This is a genomic window from Martelella mediterranea (assembly GCF_004342225.1).
GTDB lineage: Bacteria > Pseudomonadota > Alphaproteobacteria > Rhizobiales > Rhizobiaceae > Martelella > Martelella mediterranea_B.
Map to the genome: position 1 here is coordinate 48,289 of NZ_SMAR01000007.1, position 19,640 is coordinate 67,928.

A 19,640-nucleotide genomic window follows, 5' to 3' on the forward strand; every position below is an offset into this window, starting at 1 on the left:
ACCCAATTATGGCGCTGACACAAATTTCCAGCGAAATCGTGACCTGAAAGTCGCATAAAAGTGAGTGAAACGCGATGATTGAAAATCCGGGTGGCGCGGTGATTGCAATCTCCAGCCACGTCATGCGCGGCTCAGTCGGAAACCGCGCGATTGTCTTCGCTCTTGAAACGCTCGGCTTTGGCGCGTGGTCGGTGCCAACGATTGTCCTGCCTTACCACCCGGGCCATGGCCGCTCAACACCGCTGCGTTTCGATGACACGGCCTTCGCGCTTGCTCTTGAAGAGTTGGGAAAGAGCCGCTGGACCGGTGAAATCCGCGGCATTGTCAGCGGCTACCTCTCCACCCCGCAGCAGGCAGACGCCATTGCCGCTCTGGTCAATCGGCTGCGCACCGACAAACCCGACCTTCCCTATCTCTGCGATCCGGTGATCGGCGATGAGAAAGGACTTTACGTTACCGAAGAAACTGCTTCGGCCATAAGGGACACACTGATCCCGCTGGCAACCATCGCCACGCCCAACCGTTTTGAGCTTGGTTGGCTGACCGGTTCAACAACAGATGACAATACTGCTTTGATGAAAGCGGCCCTGATGCTCGGCCCTGCCGAAGTGGCTGTCACATCCGCCCATGCCATGCTCAAAGAGGGCGTCGCAGCCCTTTATGTTAACGAAAGGCATGCGCTGCTTGCCGAGCACGCACATATCGACAACCCGCCCAACGGGCTCGGTGATCTGTTTTCAGCGCTGTTTCTGGCCGCTCGCCTTGAAGGCATCGCCCCGGAAGAAGCGCTGGAAAAGACAACGGCCAGTGTCTTCTCTGTTCTTTCACATGCCCGGCGCAACGGTAGCGATGAACTGCTGCTGGAGCAGAATACCGCAAGCCTGCGGGCTCCGCTTGCAAAAGTTGGCATTCGTCAATTGATGCATCCGTCCCGTCGGCGTAAAAGGATTTGATGCGCGTTCTGCCGCGCAGCCCGTTCGTTTATGACAAGGATGGTATAATACGATGGAAGCGTTCCCCAAACCTCTCCTCGATGGCTACAAGAACTTCATGTCCGGCCGCTATGTCGAGGAGCGTGATCGCTATCACCAGCTCGCAGAAGAGGGCCAGAAGCCGGAAACGCTGATCATTGCCTGTTGCGATTCACGCGCCGGACCGGAGCTGGTTTTCAATGCGCGCCCCGGAGAGCTGTTCGTGGTGCGCAATGTGGCCAATATGGTTCCCCCTTATGAGCCGGACGGCCAGTATCACGGCACGTCTGCCGCACTTGAGTTCGCTGTCGAGGGCCTGAAGGTCAAGAATATTGTTGTTCTTGGTCACGGTCGCTGTGGCGGGATCAACGCGGCGCTTTCCTCTGTTTCCGAGCCGCTGTCGCCCGGCGATTTCATCGGCAAGTGGACCACCTTGCTGAAGCCGGCGGCCGAACAGGTTAATAAGAATTCCAACATGACCGCCACTGAGCGCCAGACCGCACTCGAGCGGATTTCAATCCGCAATTCGATGGGCAACCTGCGCACCTTCCCGAATGTCGCCGCAGCCGAAAAGCAGGGCAAACTCAAGCTCTACGGCGCCTGGTTCGATATCTCGTCAGGTGAATTGTGGGTGATGAATAACAAGACCGGCGACTTCAGGCGCCCGGACTGAGGCCAACAGAACCATCAGCGCCGGGCTTCGTTCTCGGCGCTTTCTTCAATGCGCTCCATGTCATCATCCGACAAACCGAAATGATGACCGATCTCGTGGATCAGCACATGGGTGACAATATCACCGAGCGTTTCTTCATTCTCGGCCCAGTAATCCAGAATCGGACGACGGTAAAGCGTGATGCGATTGACCATTTCGCCGGTCTCCATCGAAAACCGCTCCGAGATGCCGCGCCCTTCGAAAAGCCCGAGAAGATCGAACGGTGTTTCCAGCGCCATGTCCTCGAAAATATCATCGCTGGGGAAGTCTGAAATTTCGATAATGATGTCACCGGTGAGCGCACGAAACGGCTCCGGCAGTTTGGCATAAGCCTCAATCGCCAGAGATTCGACCGTTTCAAGGCTTGGGGCATGCCGGCCCTGCCAGTCTTCACTTTTGTTCACACGCGCCATTTCGTCTCCTTGTCCGGCTCATATAGGCGTTTTTGTCGCGCATTTCGAGAAAAGAATGACGCCAAGGTGACGACCAACCCTCTCGCCCTCTTCGCAAGGCAGCCTCTTTAGCGGCAATCCCCGTCCATCAGGATCTGGCGTGCCCGTTGCGGCATGATCTGCAGCGTTCAACAATGCCTGAGTTTGCTATGATGCCGACTTTCAAACTGTGTATGAAACAGCAAACCAGTTTTCGTTCAAACCTGCTTGACAGGACCCATACGAGGCCCTAATAACGCCCCGTCCCGGGCGGTTTAGCCGGTTCGGGAACGACGCCCCTCATCTGGCCGCTTGCGGCATTAACCTACGAGGGACGGAGATGGCGGAGTAGCTCAGTAGGTTAGAGCAGAGGAATCATAATCCTTGTGTCGGGGGTTCAAATCCCTCCTCCGCTACCATTTTTTCACGAACGATCCTCTAAATACATGCATGGCATCTTTTGAATGCCTTGTGAGCTGATTCAATCGCTCCCTTCCCCCTTCTGATCAGGTTTTCCGGCATCACCCTGGCAGAGCAGTCACGGACACCGCGCAAGATTCAAAAATCCCGACATGCCAATAACATGCCGGGATGAAAAATGATTATGGGCTGCTACCCTACATAAAGTCGCGCGGGATCCGCTTTTCGAACGACCGGCTGAATATCTCGGTCTCGCCTTCAAATGCGGTTACGCTGGCAGAAATGATCCAGTCTTTTTGCGTGCAGCGCATCGTCGTTGTGGTTTTGGTGGAAACCGACCAGCCATCGCGTTCCATATGTGTCAGCCAGTCGATATCCGCTGTCATGGACAACGGGTCGTTGGGGTCGATGGTCCAGACCTCGTTTTGAACTTCGCGCGAACGCAGGCCGTTTTCCGGGTGAACTTCGAGACCGGCATCCTCAAAAATCCGCCAATGGGTCAGGCCGGTTGTCAGATCCTTTTCAGCCGAGCGGCGCGTGCTCTCCGGCTGCCGCATTTCATAATTCGGCAGCGGGTCAGGGTTTTCCGGCTCAGCAACGGTAATGCGCTCATGATCGCCCAGAAGCGGCATGGCGAGGCTGATGCTGGACGTATCAATCGTGACACCGGGCGCTTCTGCTGATGGCAGGATGATCGGCCAATAGCTGGTGGAAAACGCGACCTTGATCCGGTGACCGGGTGCGAAGCGATAGCCCATGGCATCAAGACGCATGGTGATGCGTGTTTTCTTACCATGCTGCATCGGCTCTGGATTTTCGTTGCCGTTGCGATGTGCGAGGTTCAGCACACCATAGCAGGCCCGCGTCTCTGTGCCATCCGGATGGACATCGATGATCCGGACTGCGAGGTTTTCCCAATCCGCGTCACAGGCAAGATCAAGCGTAACCTCAGGCGCACCAAGATAAACCGCCTCTTCGTTCAGCGGCGCGGTTTCAAAGGTCAGCGAGCCACCATTGTCCGGGCGCTGATCCCCCGCAATCTCGGCATCGGGTTTCATCGTGAACCACTCGCCTCCGGTCATGCCGGTATCGAGAGGGGAACGAAGGTAAACTTCGCCGATGCCTTCGCTGGCACCCGTCATATTCAGCAGATTATCAGCCCCAACCGTCAGCGTCTCGGTTTGCGGCGTCTCCCAGCTGGATTTTGCAATCCAGAACCCCGGATCTTTCTCGCGCCTCAGCGCCGGGCGCGGACCATCGAGGATATAGGCCCGCATCTGCGGCAGTTCCTCAGCGTTATTGTCTTCATCGCCCAGCCAGTGCTTCCACCATGCAATCGCCTCGCCATGGAAATCCATGCGCGGCTTTGGCCATGCAAAATGCGGATACTTGTGTACCCACGGCCCGATGATCGCCTTGCCCTTTTCTTGCAGACCTTCAATGGCCTTCAACGGCGTGTTGCGGTAACCGTCTGCCCATCCGGCGATCACCAGAGCGGGAACCGGGAAGCCTTTAAAATCTTCGCAGATAGAGGCGTGTTTCCAGAAATCATCACGGCGCTGATGCGAAAGCCACTCTTCCATGAAGAAGGGCTGACCTTCGAGACGCTCCAGCCACATGTCTTTCCATTTGTCGCCGACCAGATCGATATCCGGAGAACGGGACTGATATGCGAGCATAGTTCCGGCCCAGGAAAGATGCGTCGAAAGATGGGTACCGTTCTTGTAGTGAATGTCATCATTATAGCGATCAACACTCGATGCAATCGAGATCACGGCTTTGAGCTGCGGCGGCTTCAGCGCCGCGACCTGAAGGCAGTTAAAACCACCCCACGAAATCCCCATCATTCCGACATTGCCGTTTGACCACGGCTGCGCTGCAATCCACTCAAGGATTTCGCAGGCATCGGAGAGTTCGCGCGGCGTATATTCACCATCGATCACACCATCGGACTCACCGGAACCGCGTATATCAACGCGGACACCGGCGATACCGGCAGCGGCAAAAACAGGATAAGTGGACTCGTCACGCGGATCTGTTCCTCCACGTTTACGGTAAGGGAGATATTCCAGCACGGTTGGAACGGGCTTGTCCTTCGCGCAGTCCGGCATCCAGATACGGGTTGCCAGCTTTGTCCCGTCCTTCAGCGTAATCCATTGATCTTCGGACGTCGAAAAACCGTGTTGTGCCATGGTTTTAACCTTCTTGTGTTCGGGTTTTGTCAGGAGACGAAGGAGGGGCCATCAAGATAAGCCCATCCTGAGGGTTCTCAGTGGTCGGCACTGGAGATCTTGCGACTGGCGAGAACCTGCTCAAGCCAGCCGATTTTCATTTCCGGCACAGAATTCAGCAACAGGTCGGTGTAGTCATCAAACGGCGGGTTCAGCGCCTCGGACTTCGGGCCAAAGCGGACGAGCCTGCCCTTGTGCATCACGGCGACGCTGTCAGCGATGGCGCGCACAATCGCGATATCATGCGTGATGAAGACATAGGAAAGCTGCTCTTCCCGCTGCAATTGAAGAAGCAGCTTCAAGATGCCATCTGCCACCAGTGGATCAAGCGCCGAGGTCGGTTCATCGCAGATGATCAGTTCCGGTCTTGCCGCAAGTGCGCGAGCGATTGCGACACGCTGTTTCTGGCCGCCGGAAAGTTCGGCCGGGTAACGGTCATAAAAACCGCTGCCCATTTCAATCTGTTCCAGAAGCTCATTCACACGGTTGCGTCTGGCAGAGCCGCGAAGCCCTTCGTAAAACGATACGGCCCGACCGATGATCCGTCCGACGGTCTGCCGCGGGTTCATGGCTGTGTCTGCCATCTGGTAGATCAGCTGAAGCCTGCGCAGTTCTTCGCGACTGCGTTTTTTGAGTGCTGCCGACAATTGCTGGCCGTCAAATGAAACGCTGCCTGCAGATGGCGGCAAAAGTCCGGTGGCCACGCGTGCCAGCGTCGATTTGCCGGAGCCGGATTCACCGACGATAGCCAGTGTCTGGCCTTTGGGCACATGCAGCGAGACGTCAAACAGAACCGGTGTCGCCCCATAAGCGGCTGAAATGTTTTTCATTTCGAAGAAATGATCAGACTGCTCGGCGGCTTCTTTATGCCGGATCGCCCGCACATTCACGAGATCCCGGGTATATTCGGCTTCCGGTTTTTCAATGATTTGCTGGACGGGGCCATACTCCACGGTTTCGCCGTTGCGCAGAACCATGATGTCATCGGAAACCTGAGCGACAACAGCGAGATCATGGGTGATATAAAGCGCGGCTGTGCCGGTTTTGGCAATTGCCGTCTTGATCGCCGCCAGAACATCGATCTGAGTTGTCACATCAAGCGCGGTTGTCGGCTCGTCGAAAACGATAAGCTCCGGCTTACTGCAAAGCGCCATTGCGGTCATGGCGCGCTGCAGCTGACCGCCGGAAACCTGATGTGGATACCGGTTCCCGAAGCTTTCCGGCTCCGGCAATCCGAGAATATCAAACAGCTCAACGGCGCGCTTCTTTGCTTCAGAGCGGCTCATCAGCCCGTGACGAACCGTCGCCTCAATAACCTGATCGCCCAGCTTGTGGGCAGGATTGAACGAGGCAGCAGCCGATTGCGAAACATAGCAAACCCGCGCGCCGCGCAGAGCGCGGGTGCCAGCTTTGCCGAGTTTCAGGATATCGACGCCATCCAGCAGCACTTCACCGCCGGTAATGGTCACCCCGCCGCGACCATAGGCCAGAGGCGAAAGACCAATCGTGGATTTACCAGCTCCGGATTCGCCAATCAGACCCAGAACCTTGCCGCTTTCCAGCGTAAAGCTCACGCCTTTGACGATTTCAATCGGCCTTGGCTTTTCACCCGGCGGGTAGGCTGTGGCACCGATCTGCAAATCACGGACCTCAAGCAGTGGTGCATCTGCGTTTTTATCCTGCATCTCAGCCACCTCGACCTCCTTTCAGGCTCGACGTGCGCTTGAGCAGCCAGTCGACAACCAGATTGATGGAAATTGTCAGTGCCGCGATTGCTGCACCGGGAACAAGAGCTGCGGACACTCCAAAGATAATGCCGTCCTTGTTGTCTTTCACCATGCCGCCCCAGTCCGCTGTTGGCGGCTGAATGCCAAGGCCGAGGAAGGAAAGCGTGGAGATAAACAGAACGGCAAAGGCGAGCCTCAGGCCGAATTCGGCCAGCAGGGGCGTCAGCGCATTGGGAAGGATCTCACAAAAGACAATCCAGAGCGTTTTCTCGCCACGCAACCGCGCGGCTTCGACGAAATCCATCACGGCGATATCGACCGCCAGCGCCCGTCCCAGACGGAACACGCGTGTGGAATCAAGGATCGCCATAACAACGATCAGCACGAACAGATTCTGCGGCAGGGCTGCGAGCACGATCAGCGCAAAGATCAGTGTCGGAATCGACATCATCAGATCATTCAGCCGGGAAAGGCCCATATCGACGGCGCCACGCATCACTGCGGCGACGAAGCTTAAAAGCACGCCGAGCGAAAAGGCGAGAACTGTGGCGCTTAGCGACACAAAAAGTGTCATCCGGGCACCGTAAATCATACGCGAAAGGAGATCGCGGCCCAGATTATCAAGGCCGAGCGGGAAGGCCGCACTTGCCGGCTCCCACGGCGTTCCGAGAACCTGATTTTCACCATAGGGCGCAAGCCACGGGGCGAAGACGGCACAGATGACAGCAACAGCAATGCCTGCCATGCCAACCCATGCCAGAAGTGGAACAGATCTGACATTCATCGCGGGTGCCTCAGTCTTGGGTTGACCAGAATGGAAAGGATGTCGGCGACCATGTTCAGCAGGATGTAAATAGCCGAAAACACCAGTCCGCATCCCTGCACAACCGGCAGGTCGCGCACCGTCACCGCATCCACCATATACTGGCCCATACCCGGATAAACGAATACAACTTCGACCACGACAACGCCGACAATCAGATAGGCCAGATTGAGCGCGACGACATTGATGATCGGCGCCAGAGCGTTGGGAGCGGCATGTTTGACGATGGCGCGAAAGGCGCCGATCCCTTTCAGTTCCGCCGTTTCCATATAAGCGGAAGCCATGACGTTGATGATCGCGGCGCGTGTCATGCGCATCATATGCGCAAGCACCACCAGCACCAGCGTTGCCACCGGCAGGATAATGGTTTCCAGCTTCTGCCAGAGGCTCATGCTGTCATAAACGGTAGCCGGGAAAGCAGCGACCGGATGCTGCACGACAAAAACCATGATCAGCAGATATGCAACGAAGAACTCCGGCATTGAAACGGCCGCCAGAGAAATCAGGTTGATCACCCGATCCATCAGCCGGTCCCGATAAAGGACGGCGATCAGACCGAGACCGACAGCCAGCGGCACGGCAATACAGGCAGCAGCGCCTGCCAGAAGCAGAGAGTTGCCGAGCCGGTCTGCGATTTGAGCACTGACCGATTGCCCGCTGGCCCATGAATGGCCAAAATCACCATGCATGATATTGATCAGCCATTCGAAATAACGCGTCGTGATTGGCCGGTCGAGGCCGAACTCGGCGCGCAGATTGGCAATCGCTTGCGGCGTTGCGGCCTGGCCGAGATAGGTGCTGGCAAAGTCACCGGGCAAAACCTCGATGCCGGCAAATATCAGGATCGAACTTGCAAACAAAAGACCGATGCCAAGCACTATCCGCTCGGCGATACGGCTGGCCATGGGAAAGCGGGCACGCAGCGTCACGAAAAAACCGGGGGGCGGCGAAGAAGCAGATTGAACGTCTGTCATGGGTTCCATGAAAGCCGCAGGTCGGGCCTGCGGCTTCCTCTCTTTTACGTTCAGGATTTCAGCCAGGTGCGGCTTGCGATCTGTCCGTTGGACAGATCATTACCAACATCATCGACCCAACCCTGAAGCTTTACGGAGCGTGCATTCAGGTAGTTGTTGAAGACCGGCAGGATGAGACCGCTGTTATCGCGGACCATGACAGCCATCTGACGATACAGCTCACGGCGTTTTTCCTGATCCGTTTCAGCACGGGCCTCAAAAAGCATCTTGTCGAATTCAGGATTCTTGAACCGCGTGTCGTTCCACGGCGAGGTGGAAAGCTGCGTCGTCGTGTAACGGATATCCTGCGTCGGACGGCCACCCCAGTAAGAGGCGCAGAAGGGCTTCTTGTTCCAGATATTGGACCAGTATCCGTCAGCCGGTTCGCGCTTCAGCTGGATATCGATGCCAGCTTCCTTTGCATTGGACTGGAACAGGACGGCTGCGTCGACAGCGCCGGTAAAGGCGGCATCCGATGTGCGCAGTACGACCGGCCCTTCATGTCCAGACTTCTTGAAGTAGTGCGCCGCCTCTTCCGGATCATAGGCACGCTGCGGAATATCGGTCGGTGCCAGCGCATAGGCATCATTGACCGGATAGTCATTGCCAAGTGAACCGTAACCACCCAGCACCGTCGTCAGCATAGCCTCGCGGTCAATCGCCAGCTTCAGCGCGGTACGCAGATCATTGTTATCAAACGGAGCGGTATCACCATGCATCAGGAAGGAATAAAAACCCTTGCCCTTGGTGCTGATCGTCTCAATGTTCGGCGCACGCGAGAGCAGAGACATTGTCTTCGGGCTCAGCGTATTGATGAAATGCACCTTGCCGGAAGAAAGGGCGGCAATGCGCGCGGTATTGTCGTTGATGACAAGGATTTCGACACTATCGACATAACCGCGGTCTTCGTTCCAGTCATCTTCATTCTTCGAAAATGTGATGCGGATACCCGGCTCAAAGCTCTCCAGCTTGTATGGGCCGGTGCCGATCACGCTGTTGGGGTCATCCATGCCGCCATTCTTCTGGACCTGAAGATGATAGTCCGTCAACAATAGCGGAAGATCCGCATTCCCGCTCTTCAGGGTGACGACAAGATCGCCTGCGCTTTCTTCAATCGTATCGATTTCTTCAAGAAGCCCGAGTGCTGCCGAGGTGGAGTCCTTGTCGGAATGACGGCGCAGTGTCTGGACAGCATCGTTGACCGTGAATGGTGTGCCATCGTGAAAGCGCACATTCTTGCGCAGTTTGAATGTCCATACCTTTGCGTCATCTGACGATGTCCAGCTTTCAGCAAGGCTTGGCAGGGCTTCACCGGTGACCGGATCAGTGTTGACGAGGCGGTCTCCCCAGGTAAAGCCGACAACGAACATGGTGCTGCCTGCATAAGTGCCTGGATCAAGAATGTCGGTTGACTGGCCGCCATCAAGGCCAAGCACCAGGTGTCCGCCGGTTTGCGGCTCTTCTGCAGCAAAAGCGGCCTGCGGCATCATAAGTCCGGAAGCGGTGACCGCGAACCCGGCCGCTGCCGCAGAGGTGAGAAAAGCGCGACGGTTCAGGCCGGCTTTTGCTTTGTTCTGATTTTCGTTTCCGTTGTTCATTTTGTTTCCCCGAATTCTGTTTTGCTGTGATGTGTCAATTGAGAACCGCTGCATGTGAGGCAACCGCACAAAGTGTCCGGTGCAGTATGGTCGCGGGATACCAAAAAAGGGTCTGAGACATTTGTGTCAGAAATCATGGCCGAAGGAATAAGAGGTTTGAGATACATGGACAACTTCGCTAATCGACGCTATGTGACGCAAACTGACGTTAGCAAGGGTTTTAGCCGGAGTGAAAAATCAGATCTTTTCAGACAATTTGCGATCTGCCTGCGAAACCTTTCCCTCGATTGCCGCTATCTGCCGCGACATCGGCATCAACCGCCAGCAGTTTAACCGCTATCTGGCCGGCGAGACACGGCCCTCCCCCTACAATCTTGGACGTATCGCGCGATATTTCGGTTTAAGGGCGCGGGACTTTGATCTGCCGCAGGGCCGCTTTCACGAACGACTGAAAACCCCTCCGGACTCCGGCGATGCTATGTCGCTTCTGCGCGATGGGTTTCCCGGCAGTCTGCGCGATTTGCGGCAATATGCTGGCTATTATCAACTTTTCCACAAAAGCCTTTCCTGGCCGGGAAAAATCGTCAGAAGTTGTGCCAGGATTGAAGAAAGAAGCGGTCAGGTCACCGTAAAATCCATTGAGCGCATTTATGACAGCGCACTGGAAATCCGGCAATTGTCAAAATATTCGGGACTGGCTGCCTATTGGCGCAATCGCCTGTTTATTGTCGAGCGAGGGGGCGGAGAGCATTCGTTTCTGTGTCAAACCACGCTCATGCCCTTCGGCGAACATCAGCGCATTTATCTGCGTGGGGTGACAACCGGCGTCTCCTGGCGCGAGGAGAACCTGCCCTATTCGACCCGCACAATCTGGCGCGCTGTCGGCCCCAACCCAGACAAGCGTAAACTGATTGAAGACTGCAGCCTTCTGTCTGAAAAATCTCCCAAATTGCCACTGCCGGTACGCCGATACCTGAATGACGAGGGAGATGATAATACGATGGTGACGGCACGATAGGACAACAGCGGACTGGCATTTCCGCCGGAACGCCACCTTAGGTCGTCCTTTGTGCATCCATTCGGATGCACAAAGGACGACCTAACCTATTGAATCTACGTATCGGACAGCTTCAGAAGCCCTCCATTAAAAAAGCGGCGCCGGACGAACGGCACCGCTTTGTCTTGATCTACAGCACAAAGAACGTGCGTATCAGGCCGAGTGCGGCTTGATGAGATTGCGCTCAAGCAGCAACTCTGCAATCTGAATAGTGTTCAAAGCGGCGCCCTTGCGAAGGTTATCGGAGACAACCCAAAGCGCCAGACCGTTTTCAACAGTCGCATCTTCGCGAATACGCGAGATGTATGTGGCGTCCTCACCAGCGCACTCAACCGGCGTGATGTAGCCACCATCTTCATGCTTGTCGATGACCTGGCAGCCAGGCGCTTCACGCAGAATATCGCGGGCCTGATCAGCAGTGATTTCATTTTCAAATTCAAGGTTCACGGCTTCACCATGACCGACGAAAACCGGCACACGAACAGCGGTACAGGTGACCTTGATCTTCGGATCAAGCATTTTCTTGGTTTCGGCCAGCACCTTCCATTCTTCCTTGGTGTAGCCGTCTTCCATGAAGCTGTCGATGTGCGGGATCACGTTGAAGGCAATCCGCTTGGTGAACTTGTGGTTCTCGATCGGGTCGGCAACAAAAACTGCACGCGTCTGATTGAACAGCTCGTCCATGCCGTCTTTACCTGCGCCGGAAACAGACTGGTAGGTCGAAACCACCAGACGCTTGATCTTTGCGGCATCGTGCAGCGGCTTCAGCGCCACAACCAGCTGGGCCGTCGAGCAGTTCGGATTGGCGATGATATTGCGCTTGCGGAAACCTTCAATCGCATCCGGGTTCACTTCCGGAACGATCAGCGGCACATCAGCTTCATAACGCCAGGCCGAAGAGTTATCGATCACGACACAGCCCTGCGCTCCGATTTTCGGCGCCCACTTTTTCGAAATTGATCCGCCTGCCGACATCAGGCAGATATCGGTATCGGAAAAGTCATAGGTTTCGAGGTTTTTGACCTTCAGCGTCTTGTCACCAAAGGACACTTCCTTGCCGATCGAACGGCTGGAAGCCAGTGCAACAACTTCATCTGCGGGAAAACCGCGCTCGGACAGAATGGACAGCATTTCGCGGCCGACATTTCCGGTCGCGCCTGCAACAGCAATCTTGAAACCCATGATTTTTCAGCTCTCTTTCGTTTCTCTCCTCGTTTGGCTGGAGTGAAAGGCGCGCCGATCAAAGCGCCTTCCCGCCCCCGGCCAAACCGGGGAGAGAGCGGAAGGGCCAGAGACGTCAGACGGTTTTTGTCGTCTTCTTGGCCGTTTTCGTGAAGAATGCGAACACAGGAAGCCCGCGCCCGGCCTCAAGGCCCGGCCGGTTCAAATCGGCGTTCATGCGCAAGTTCAGCGGCATTTAAACTCTTCCTGTTAACGGTAAGGCTAATCGCGCTTTTGGACGTGCAAGTCAAGGCCTGCGGCGGAGCCTGCACGTTTTGCAGCCTTCTTCTGCGCTTCTTCACGCACCTTCTGGCGGTGGCCAAAATCGAGCTTCAGCGCGGTCATGCTGTTGCGCGGAACCGGCCAGCCCGTCGGGTCAATTCTGAAGACCATGCGATGATGCGCAAAGAACAGAGCAACAAGATAAGTCCACCATGCGCCAAACGCCAGACCGGCAACCACATCGCTTGGATAATGCGCCCCGACGATGGTTCGGCTCATTGCGATACAGACAGCAAGGGAAAAGAATAGAACCCGATGGCGGGGAAAGAAAAAGGCAGCAGCAGCAAAGAAGGCAGCGGTCGTTGTCGAATGGCCGGAAGGAAAGCTTGCAAACTTCGAGCTGAACTCCAGCGGATGAAAGGAGAACGCTCCATAATCCTGATAAAGCATACTCGGACGGGCGCGACCGATACTCTTCTTGATCAGATTGACCAACAGGCCCGACGAAGCAACACAGATGAATATGAAACTGGCTGCCTGCGCAAATAAAACACCTTTAGCACGCGTTCTGACATCGGTCTTTTTGGCCACTCCGGCAGCAGTCAGTCCCAGCATAATCGCCACAAAGCTGGAGATCAGCATCCATTCCGCGCTGCCAAAATCGGTGATCATCTCGCCGTAATACCGCACAGCGGGGCTGAGATGCTCCGTCATCGTGGCAACCGGATAGTCGAGGACAGCAAATGACACCGCCACGACACCAAGTGTACCGACCAAAAAACCTCGCCACTGACAGCACGGCATTGGCGTTTTCAGCTTCCTGTGTTTGCTCAACCAGCGAAACGGTACGGCCATCCAGCTTGTGCCCCTCAATTGTAAAAATATGAACGTCCGGAAATATAACCCCGCAAATCAGACACTATTAAAAGTTGCCTGATGGATCAATCAGACACCCAATCATCCACAAAAGCAATAAGGCACTTTCGCCAAGCAGAAACTTCCGGAAAGCTTCTGAAGCTCAAACCAAATTGCTACAGTTTTATGAAATATACATTAATCATTTGATTAATTACTTACCATCGGGCCAGTGGCCACCGAGCCTTTGAAATCTCAAAGACAAGCCGGTAATGGGCAAAAAGGCAGGCCGTAAAGGTTGAAACCCACGCGCCATAGAAGAGGCCTGCAACGATGTCGCTCGGATAATGCGCACCGACTGCAACGCGCGCAAAGGCGAAGAAAATCGCAAGGCTGATAAAGCCCGGTGCCAATCGCGGCTTCAGCAAGGCCAGCGCCATAAAGACAGCACCCGCCGCAGTCGAATGGCCGGATGGAAAACTGGCATAATCATAGACCCAGCCGCCCGGCTGGAAGTTAAAAATGCCAGAAACATCAAACTGAGATGGTCGCCCCCGCCCCAGAAGGTTTTTAATGATGTTGGCGCTGGCCGAGGCAAGCGCAACGGCTGCGAAGAGATAGGCAGACTGATAGCCACAGACCAGTGCACGCCAGCGCTTGCGCACATCCGTGATATTCTCTGAAGCCGCAAAGCAGATGCAGGCCAGAACAAAGGTAACCGAGAGAATCCAGGGGGCCGTTGTAATATCTGTCAGATGCTTCGAAATCGTCACCAGCCAGGCAGGACGCGCGGCTTTATCCAGAACGACCGCCTGGTCCAGCAACGCAAAGGACAACAGAACCAGTGTCAGACCGGGAAACAGAAAAAACGGCCAGCGTGTTGCCGAAAACGAAAACGGCAGGCGCGAACGACGGTTCAAAATCTTAAAACTGAACTGTTTCTCTGTCTTTTGACCTGTCTTCATTCCAGACGATATAGGGCCGGATCAGGCTGAATGAAAGACAAAGCTTGGCAGAGAACGTCGGGCAAAGGGCCGGTCTTGGAAAAACCGGCCCTTTGCTTCAATCAACCAAGCTTTTCGGTAAAGGCAGCCAGCACCGCATCGCCCATTTCAGACGTACCAACCTTGCGGCAGCCTTCCGCCATGATGTCGCCGGTTCGCAGCCCCTGCTCGAGAACACCGGAAATGGCAGCTTCCAGCGCCTCGGCTTCCGCGGTCATGTTGAAAGAATAACGAAGACACATCGCAAACGATGCGATCATTGCAAGCGGGTTGGCGATGCCCTGCCCTGCAATATCCGGAGCAGAGCCATGAACCGGCTCATACATGGCCTTGCGCTTGCCTGTCGCCGGATCTTCTGCACCAAGCGAAGCTGACGGCAGCATCCCCAGAGACCCCGTCAGCATGGCTGCGACGTCAGACAGAATATCACCGAAGAGGTTATCCGTAACAATCACATCAAACTGTTTGGGGGCGCGAACAAGCTGCATACCACCGGCATCTGCCAGCATGTGTGACAGCGTCACATCGGAGAATTTTTCTTCATGGACGCGGCTGACAACCTGATTCCAGAACAGGCCGGACTTCATGACGTTGCGTTTTTCCATTGAGCAGACGCGGTTATCACGCGTTCTGGCCAGTTCGAAAGCGACGGCAGCAATCCGTTCAATTTCGTAGGTATCATAGACCTGCGTATCAATTGCGCGCTGCTGGCCGTTTTCCAGATCGATAATTTCCTTCGGCTCACCGAAGTAAACCCCGCCCGTCAGTTCGCGCACGATCAGAACATCAAGACCTTCGACCAGCTCCGGCTTCAGCGATGATGACGCAGCCAGCGCAGAATAGCAGATTGCCGGGCGCAGATTGGCAAACAGCTGCATATCTTTACGCAAACGCAGCAGACCGGCCTCCGGACGGACATCATAGGGAACGCTGTCCCACTTCGGGCCGCCAACGGCAGCCAGAATGACAGCATCGGCTGCCAGCGCGCGCGCCATATCATCGTCGGAAATAGCAACGCCGTGCGCATCATAAGCCGCGCCGCCAACAAGGCCTTCTTCAATTTCGAAGCCTGCATTTTTCCGGTCATTCAGACGTTTGATAATCTTGACCAGCTCGGCCGTAATTTCCGGACCAATCCCGTCACCGGGCAGAAGAAAAAGTTTACGTTGGCTCAACGAAGCCTCCCTGAGAAAAATCGTCCGCCTCCTTGCCTGCTGAGAGCAGGCAGGCCAGCGGATCTGGCGCATGCTTGTCCGGCACGGGCCACACCGGACCGCCGGGATGAACAGGTTCTAGAATGGCAATTGGGTTATTTCAAGCCGGATGCAGCCATCGCGGTACGGCTTCAGGCCTTGTCAGGGGCCTTGAAGGGGACCTTGTCGGGTGCTGTGCCTGATCCAAAACGAAGACGGTTCAGCAGCGTATCAGCATAAAGGGGCGCATCCGGCGCTTTACCATATTTAAGCTGAACCACCTTGTATCCCTCATCCTTCAGCCGGTTCAGCAAAGGTCCGATCGCTTTTGCAGTCCGTCGTTGCAGGTCGTGCATCAGGATGATGCCGCCGCCATGCTGCTCCAGCCCCAGCATAATGCGGGATACGAGGCGGTTTGTGTCGGCAGGCATATAGTCGAGCGAGTCGATATCAACGCCGACGGGGATATAGTCACGCTCAAAAAGCGCCTGATCGAGTTTTTCATTTTCGGAAAGATAGGGAAACCGGAAGAAGTGGGTCTTCGTGCCGGTCGCCTGATCGACCACGAAGGCTCCGTGATCAATATCTGCAAGCGCTTTCTCGAGAGGCAGCGTGACCAGGTTTGGGTGCGAATAGGTATGCGAACCGATTGTGTGCCCCTCGGCCACCACGCGGGCGGCGACCTCCGGATGATAATGCGCCATTTCCCCGACCATGAAAAACAGCCCCTTTACACCGTGCGCCTTCATCGCATCCAGAACAGCTGGCGTATTATGCGGCACCGGCCCATCATCAAAACTCAACACCACTTCTTTGGGATAAAGCTGAATGTTCTGCGTCTGATCCAGATAAATCGTACGGCCAGCAAGCGGAGAGAGCGGCTTTCCCGATGCAGGATCAAAGGCAATTGTATGCACTTTTGCGGAAGAATCCATTTGAGGGGCGATATGTGAATGGATGGATTCAAGCTGTGCTATATCTTCTCTCTCCGTCGAGCCCGTGATCATCGTGCTCACCGGATCTGCAACCTGCTGAATGGCCATCTGCCGCTTGTTATCGACAAGTGCCGTTTTATAGCTGGCGCCATCTCGCTCCCCGGTGGATGCACAAGCTGTCAAAGCCATCATCATAGTGGCCAGAAGCGCTGGAACGGGACGCAGCATATTTGATCCATTTCAGGTCAGAGCAAGCGACGAGCGGGCCTGGAACCGCCCGCCGGGATACTCACCGAAAATGTGATAATATGGTTACCAACCAGTAAACACAGGCTGTTTCAGCACTTACTTTTTTCAATTTCTAAGTGCATCATCAGTTTGCTGGAAGAACAAGTATCGCCCTGAAATCATTGACATTCGTCAATGTTGGACCGGTAATGACCTGATCGTCAAGGGCTTCAAAAAAACCATGCCCGTCATTATTGTCGAGTGAAGCCTGAGGGTTGATGCCAAGGACAACTGCGCGTTCCAGCGTATCCGGTGTGATGATCGCACCGGCAATCTCTTCAATCCCGTCGACACCATCGGTATCACCCGCAAGCGCATAAACTCCGGAAAGTCCGTGAAGCTGGACTGCAAGTGACAGCAAAAACTCCACATTGCGGCCGCCGCGGCCATTGCCCCTCAGCGTCACGCTGGTTTCGCCACCTGAAAGCACAAGAGCCGGTGCGGCAAGTGGCGCACCATGATGCACAACCGACCCGGCAATTCCTGCATGAACAATGCCAACCTCACGCGCTTCACCTTCAATTGTATCGCCCAGAACAAGGGTTGGAAGCCCCACCGCCTCGGCATAAGCAGAAGCGGCTGCAAGCGACTGATAAGGTGTTGCGATGATATGATTTTCCGTTCGCGCCAGACGCGGATCTTCCGGAGATATGCATTCAGCGTCCGGCTTATCGAGATGCGCCGCAACATGTGGCGGCACGTCGATTTTATAGCGCTTCAAAATGGCTTTGGCATCCGCACGCGTCGTCGTTTCCCCAACGGTCGGACCAGAGGCGATGACGGCGGGATCGTCACCGGGAACATCTGAAATCAGAAGTGCGTGACAGCGCGCCGGGTGGATGGCTGCCGCCAGCCTGCCGCCTTTGACAGCGGAGAGATGCTTGCGCACACAGTTCATTTCATCGATGGAGGCGCCGCAGCGCAACAGGGCCTTGTTCAACGCGATCTTGTCATCCAGCGTCAAACCTTCTGGCGGAAGTGCCAGCAAGGCCGAACCGCCACCGGAGATCAGAACGATCACCAGATCATCTTCTGAAAGCCCCTCAACCATCTGCATGATACGCCGCGCAGCCATTTCACCTGCGGCATCGGGGACCGGATGCGAAGCCTCGACGATTTCGATGCGCGAGCATGGCGCCGAATGGCCGTAACGCGTGACCACCAGCCCTTCAAGCGGCCCGCTCCAGCTGGTTTCCAGCGCTTCCGCCATCCGTGCCGAGCCCTTGCCCGCGCCGATTACAATCGTTCGGCCTTTTGGCGGGGCCGGCAGGTATTTCGCGACCTGCTCCATCGGGTCGGCTGCCGCGACCGCAACATCAAATAGCTGCCGCAGAAAAGCTGTCGGTTCGTCTCTGAATTGCATTTCCGTTCCCCGGCCGTATGATGATCAGTGCAAATCTTTCATAATCATCCGGCCTACTCAAGCCGGATCGGAACCATTTTGCGCGAAAAGCGTTATTGGAACGCGGGACACGCGCCCGGCACTCCCTACGATCAGGAGTTGCTGCGACCTTTAGAACAAAAAGATTTGTCGCTGCAGAGCGCAGTGCTGCCATGGCGCCTCGCCGTTCCGCGACTTGCAAGGAAGGAATGATCATAATGGTTGAAACAAACGAGTCCGATAGGTTTCCCAGTATCGCTCTTGTTTCCACACACGGATATGTTGCGGCAGATCCGCCACTTGGCGCTGCAGATACTGGCGGCCAGGTCGTCTACATTCTCGAACTTTCCAAGAAACTCGCCCAACTCGGCTTTTCTGTCGATATTTACACGCGCCGATTTGAAGATCAGCCGGAAATCGATGAAGTCGATGAGCGGGTGCGGGTCATCCGTATCCCCTGCGGCGGCAAGGACTTTATTCCCAAGGAATATCTCTACAAACATCTGCTCGAGTGGAGCGAAAATGCCCTGCGCTACATGCGCGACCATCATCTGAATTACAGCTTCATCAACTCGCATTACTGGGACGCCGGCTATGCCGGTCTCAGGCTGGCCGAGGCCCTCTCGATTCCGCACCTTCACACGCCGCACTCCCTCGGTCTCTGGAAAAAACGGACCATGGAGACCGATTATCCGGACCAGAAAGAGCAGTTTGAGAAGGATTTCAACTTCACGGAAAGGATCAAGCACGAAAACAAGATCTATCGTGCATGCGATTCCGTGATTGCAACCACGCCTATCCAGGTCGATATGCTGGTTGAAGATTATGGTATTCGCGAAGATCGTGTTTACATGATTCCGCCTGGTTATGATGACAACCGTTTTTATCCGGTCTCAGGGGCCAGCCGGCAGATGCTTCGCGAGCACTTCGGTTTCAAGGGAAAAACGGTTCTCTCGCTTGGCCGCCTTGCGACCAACAAGGGCTATGACCTTCTGATCGATGCCTTTTCTGTCATGGTTGAACGTGTTCCCGACGCGGAACTGCATCTCGCCGTCGGTGGCGAAGACATGGACGAGCTTGAAACCCGGATCATGAACGAGCTGAAAGAGCAGGTCAAAGAGCTTGGTCTGGAGGAGAAGGTTCATTTCTCCGGCTATGTTTCCGACGAAGATCTTCCCGATATCTACCGGGCAGCCGATATGTTCGTACTTTCCAGCCGTTACGAACCCTTCGGCATGACCGCTATTGAGGCCATGGCATCGGGCACACCGACGGTCGTCACCACCAATGGTGGACTCTATCGTGCTATCAGTTTCGGGCGCCATGCTCTTTTTGCCGATACATTCGACAAGTATGATCTCGGTATCATCATGATGAAGCCGTTCAAGCATCAGCGGCTGTATAATCGTCTGGCACGCATGGGCGCACACAAGGCGCGCAGCCTGTTTACATGGACCGGCATCGCCCAGCAGATGATCTCGCTCGTCGAAGGCCGGCCGATGCGTCAGTCACTACAGGACAGTGACTGGGCCGAGCCCTGGAATGACGGCGACTAAGT

At 55.4% G+C, this 19,640-nt stretch carries 16 protein-coding genes and 1 tRNA gene; 5 read left to right on the forward strand and 12 right to left on the reverse strand.

Annotated elements, in window-relative coordinates:
• Positions 1–74 precede the first annotated feature (74 nt).
• Together pdxY and EDC90_RS06645 are read left to right on the forward strand one after the other, a co-directional pair.
• A complete protein-coding gene (gene pdxY / locus EDC90_RS06640) occupies positions 75–953 on the forward strand; it encodes a pyridoxal kinase (protein WP_132309762.1) in 879 nt (292 codons plus the stop codon).
• Positions 954–1,005: 52 nt separating this feature from the next.
• A complete protein-coding gene (locus EDC90_RS06645; RefSeq protein WP_132309764.1) occupies positions 1,006–1,644 on the forward strand; it encodes a carbonic anhydrase in 639 nt (212 codons plus the stop codon).
• A gap of 14 nt (positions 1,645–1,658) precedes the next feature.
• On the opposite strand, the gene EDC90_RS06650 is transcribed toward EDC90_RS06645, so the two are convergent.
• Positions 1,659–2,096: a metallopeptidase family protein gene (locus EDC90_RS06650; protein ID WP_132309766.1), complete on the reverse strand. Its 438-nt coding sequence runs from the start codon at positions 2,094–2,096 to the stop codon at positions 1,659–1,661.
• Positions 2,097–2,456: 360 nt separating this feature from the next.
• Here EDC90_RS06650 and EDC90_RS06655 point away from each other — a divergent pair.
• Positions 2,457–2,533: transfer RNA gene (locus EDC90_RS06655), tRNA-Met, on the forward strand.
• 198 nt (positions 2,534–2,731) lie between these two features.
• On the opposite strand, the gene EDC90_RS06660 is transcribed toward EDC90_RS06655, so the two are convergent.
• The 5 genes from EDC90_RS06660 to EDC90_RS06680 all read right to left on the reverse strand — a co-directional run bounded on the left by EDC90_RS06660 (position 2,732) and on the right by EDC90_RS06680 (position 9,926).
• Positions 2,732–4,726: a CocE/NonD family hydrolase gene (locus tag EDC90_RS06660; protein WP_132309768.1), complete on the reverse strand. Its 1,995-nt coding sequence runs from the start codon at positions 4,724–4,726 to the stop codon at positions 2,732–2,734.
• Between the two features lie 77 nt (positions 4,727–4,803).
• Positions 4,804–6,450 (reverse strand): ABC transporter ATP-binding protein, encoded by a 1,647-nt coding sequence (locus EDC90_RS06665; protein ID WP_132310006.1) that lies wholly within the window; start codon positions 6,448–6,450, stop codon positions 4,804–4,806.
• 1 nt (position 6,451) lies between these two features.
• A complete protein-coding gene (locus EDC90_RS06670; protein WP_132309770.1) occupies positions 6,452–7,276 on the reverse strand; it encodes an ABC transporter permease in 825 nt (274 codons plus the stop codon).
• Positions 7,273–8,289, reverse strand: a complete 1,017-nt coding sequence (locus EDC90_RS06675; RefSeq protein ID WP_132309772.1) for an ABC transporter permease — start codon at positions 8,287–8,289, stop codon at positions 7,273–7,275. Before EDC90_RS06675 ends, EDC90_RS06670 begins: the two co-directional genes overlap by 4 nt.
• 50 nt (positions 8,290–8,339) lie before the next feature.
• Positions 8,340–9,926, reverse strand: a complete 1,587-nt coding sequence (locus EDC90_RS06680) for an ABC transporter substrate-binding protein (protein ID WP_132309774.1) — start codon at positions 9,924–9,926, stop codon at positions 8,340–8,342.
• A gap of 229 nt (positions 9,927–10,155) precedes the next feature.
• Between EDC90_RS06680 and EDC90_RS06685 the strand changes: the two genes are divergently transcribed.
• Positions 10,156–10,944: a helix-turn-helix domain-containing protein gene (locus tag EDC90_RS06685; protein WP_132309776.1), complete on the forward strand. Its 789-nt coding sequence runs from the start codon at positions 10,156–10,158 to the stop codon at positions 10,942–10,944.
• 192 nt (positions 10,945–11,136) lie between these two features.
• Here EDC90_RS06685 and EDC90_RS06690 read toward each other — a convergent pair whose 3' ends face one another.
• From EDC90_RS06690 to EDC90_RS06715, 6 genes are all read right to left on the reverse strand, one after another.
• Positions 11,137–12,165, reverse strand: a complete 1,029-nt coding sequence (locus EDC90_RS06690) for an aspartate-semialdehyde dehydrogenase (RefSeq protein ID WP_132309778.1) — start codon at positions 12,163–12,165, stop codon at positions 11,137–11,139.
• 261 nt (positions 12,166–12,426) lie between these two features.
• On the reverse strand, positions 12,427–13,203 hold the full coding sequence (locus tag EDC90_RS06695; RefSeq protein ID WP_165972761.1) for a phosphatase PAP2 family protein: 777 nt from the start codon (positions 13,201–13,203) through the stop codon (positions 12,427–12,429).
• Between the two features lie 296 nt (positions 13,204–13,499).
• Positions 13,500–14,201, reverse strand: coding sequence for a phosphatase PAP2 family protein (locus EDC90_RS06700; protein WP_165972762.1), 702 nt, complete (start codon positions 14,199–14,201; stop codon positions 13,500–13,502).
• Positions 14,202–14,347: 146 nt separating this feature from the next.
• A complete protein-coding gene (leuB, locus tag EDC90_RS06705) occupies positions 14,348–15,460 on the reverse strand; it encodes a 3-isopropylmalate dehydrogenase (protein WP_132309784.1) in 1,113 nt (370 codons plus the stop codon).
• Between the two features lie 170 nt (positions 15,461–15,630).
• Positions 15,631–16,641 (reverse strand): polysaccharide deacetylase family protein, encoded by a 1,011-nt coding sequence (locus EDC90_RS06710; protein ID WP_132309786.1) that lies wholly within the window; start codon positions 16,639–16,641, stop codon positions 15,631–15,633.
• Between the two features lie 145 nt (positions 16,642–16,786).
• A complete protein-coding gene (locus EDC90_RS06715) occupies positions 16,787–18,064 on the reverse strand; it encodes a glycerate kinase type-2 family protein (RefSeq protein WP_132309788.1) in 1,278 nt (425 codons plus the stop codon).
• Between the two features lie 236 nt (positions 18,065–18,300).
• Here EDC90_RS06715 and EDC90_RS06720 point away from each other — a divergent pair, with 236 nt between their 5' ends.
• Positions 18,301–19,638 carry a glycosyltransferase family 4 protein gene (locus EDC90_RS06720; protein ID WP_132309790.1) on the forward strand — a complete coding sequence of 446 codons (1,338 nt, stop codon included), beginning with the start codon at positions 18,301–18,303 and terminating at the stop codon, positions 19,636–19,638.
• Positions 19,639–19,640: the final 2 nt, after the last annotated feature.

Coding starts and splice junctions, on each gene's coding strand:
- pdxY (WP_132309762.1), top strand. CDS start 75: ATGATTGAAAATCCGGGTGGCGCGGTGATTGCAATCTCCAGCCACGTC.
- EDC90_RS06645 (WP_132309764.1), top strand. CDS start 1,006: ATGGAAGCGTTCCCCAAACCTCTCCTCGATGGCTACAAGAACTTCATG.
- EDC90_RS06650 (WP_132309766.1), bottom strand. CDS start 2,096: ATGGCGCGTGTGAACAAAAGTGAAGACTGGCAGGGCCGGCATGCCCCA.
- EDC90_RS06660 (WP_132309768.1), bottom strand. CDS start 4,726: ATGGCACAACACGGTTTTTCGACGTCCGAAGATCAATGGATTACGCTG.
- EDC90_RS06665 (WP_132310006.1), bottom strand. CDS start 6,450: ATGCAGGATAAAAACGCAGATGCACCACTGCTTGAGGTCCGTGATTTG.
- EDC90_RS06670 (WP_132309770.1), bottom strand. CDS start 7,276: ATGAATGTCAGATCTGTTCCACTTCTGGCATGGGTTGGCATGGCAGGC.
- EDC90_RS06675 (WP_132309772.1), bottom strand. CDS start 8,289: ATGACAGACGTTCAATCTGCTTCTTCGCCGCCCCCCGGTTTTTTCGTG.
- EDC90_RS06680 (WP_132309774.1), bottom strand. CDS start 9,926: ATGAACAACGGAAACGAAAATCAGAACAAAGCAAAAGCCGGCCTGAAC.
- EDC90_RS06690 (WP_132309778.1), bottom strand. CDS start 12,165: ATGGGTTTCAAGATTGCTGTTGCAGGCGCGACCGGAAATGTCGGCCGC.
- EDC90_RS06710 (WP_132309786.1), bottom strand. CDS start 16,641: ATGCTGCGTCCCGTTCCAGCGCTTCTGGCCACTATGATGATGGCTTTG.
- EDC90_RS06715 (WP_132309788.1), bottom strand. CDS start 18,064: ATGCAATTCAGAGACGAACCGACAGCTTTTCTGCGGCAGCTATTTGAT.
- EDC90_RS06720 (WP_132309790.1), top strand. CDS start 18,301: ATGGTTGAAACAAACGAGTCCGATAGGTTTCCCAGTATCGCTCTTGTT.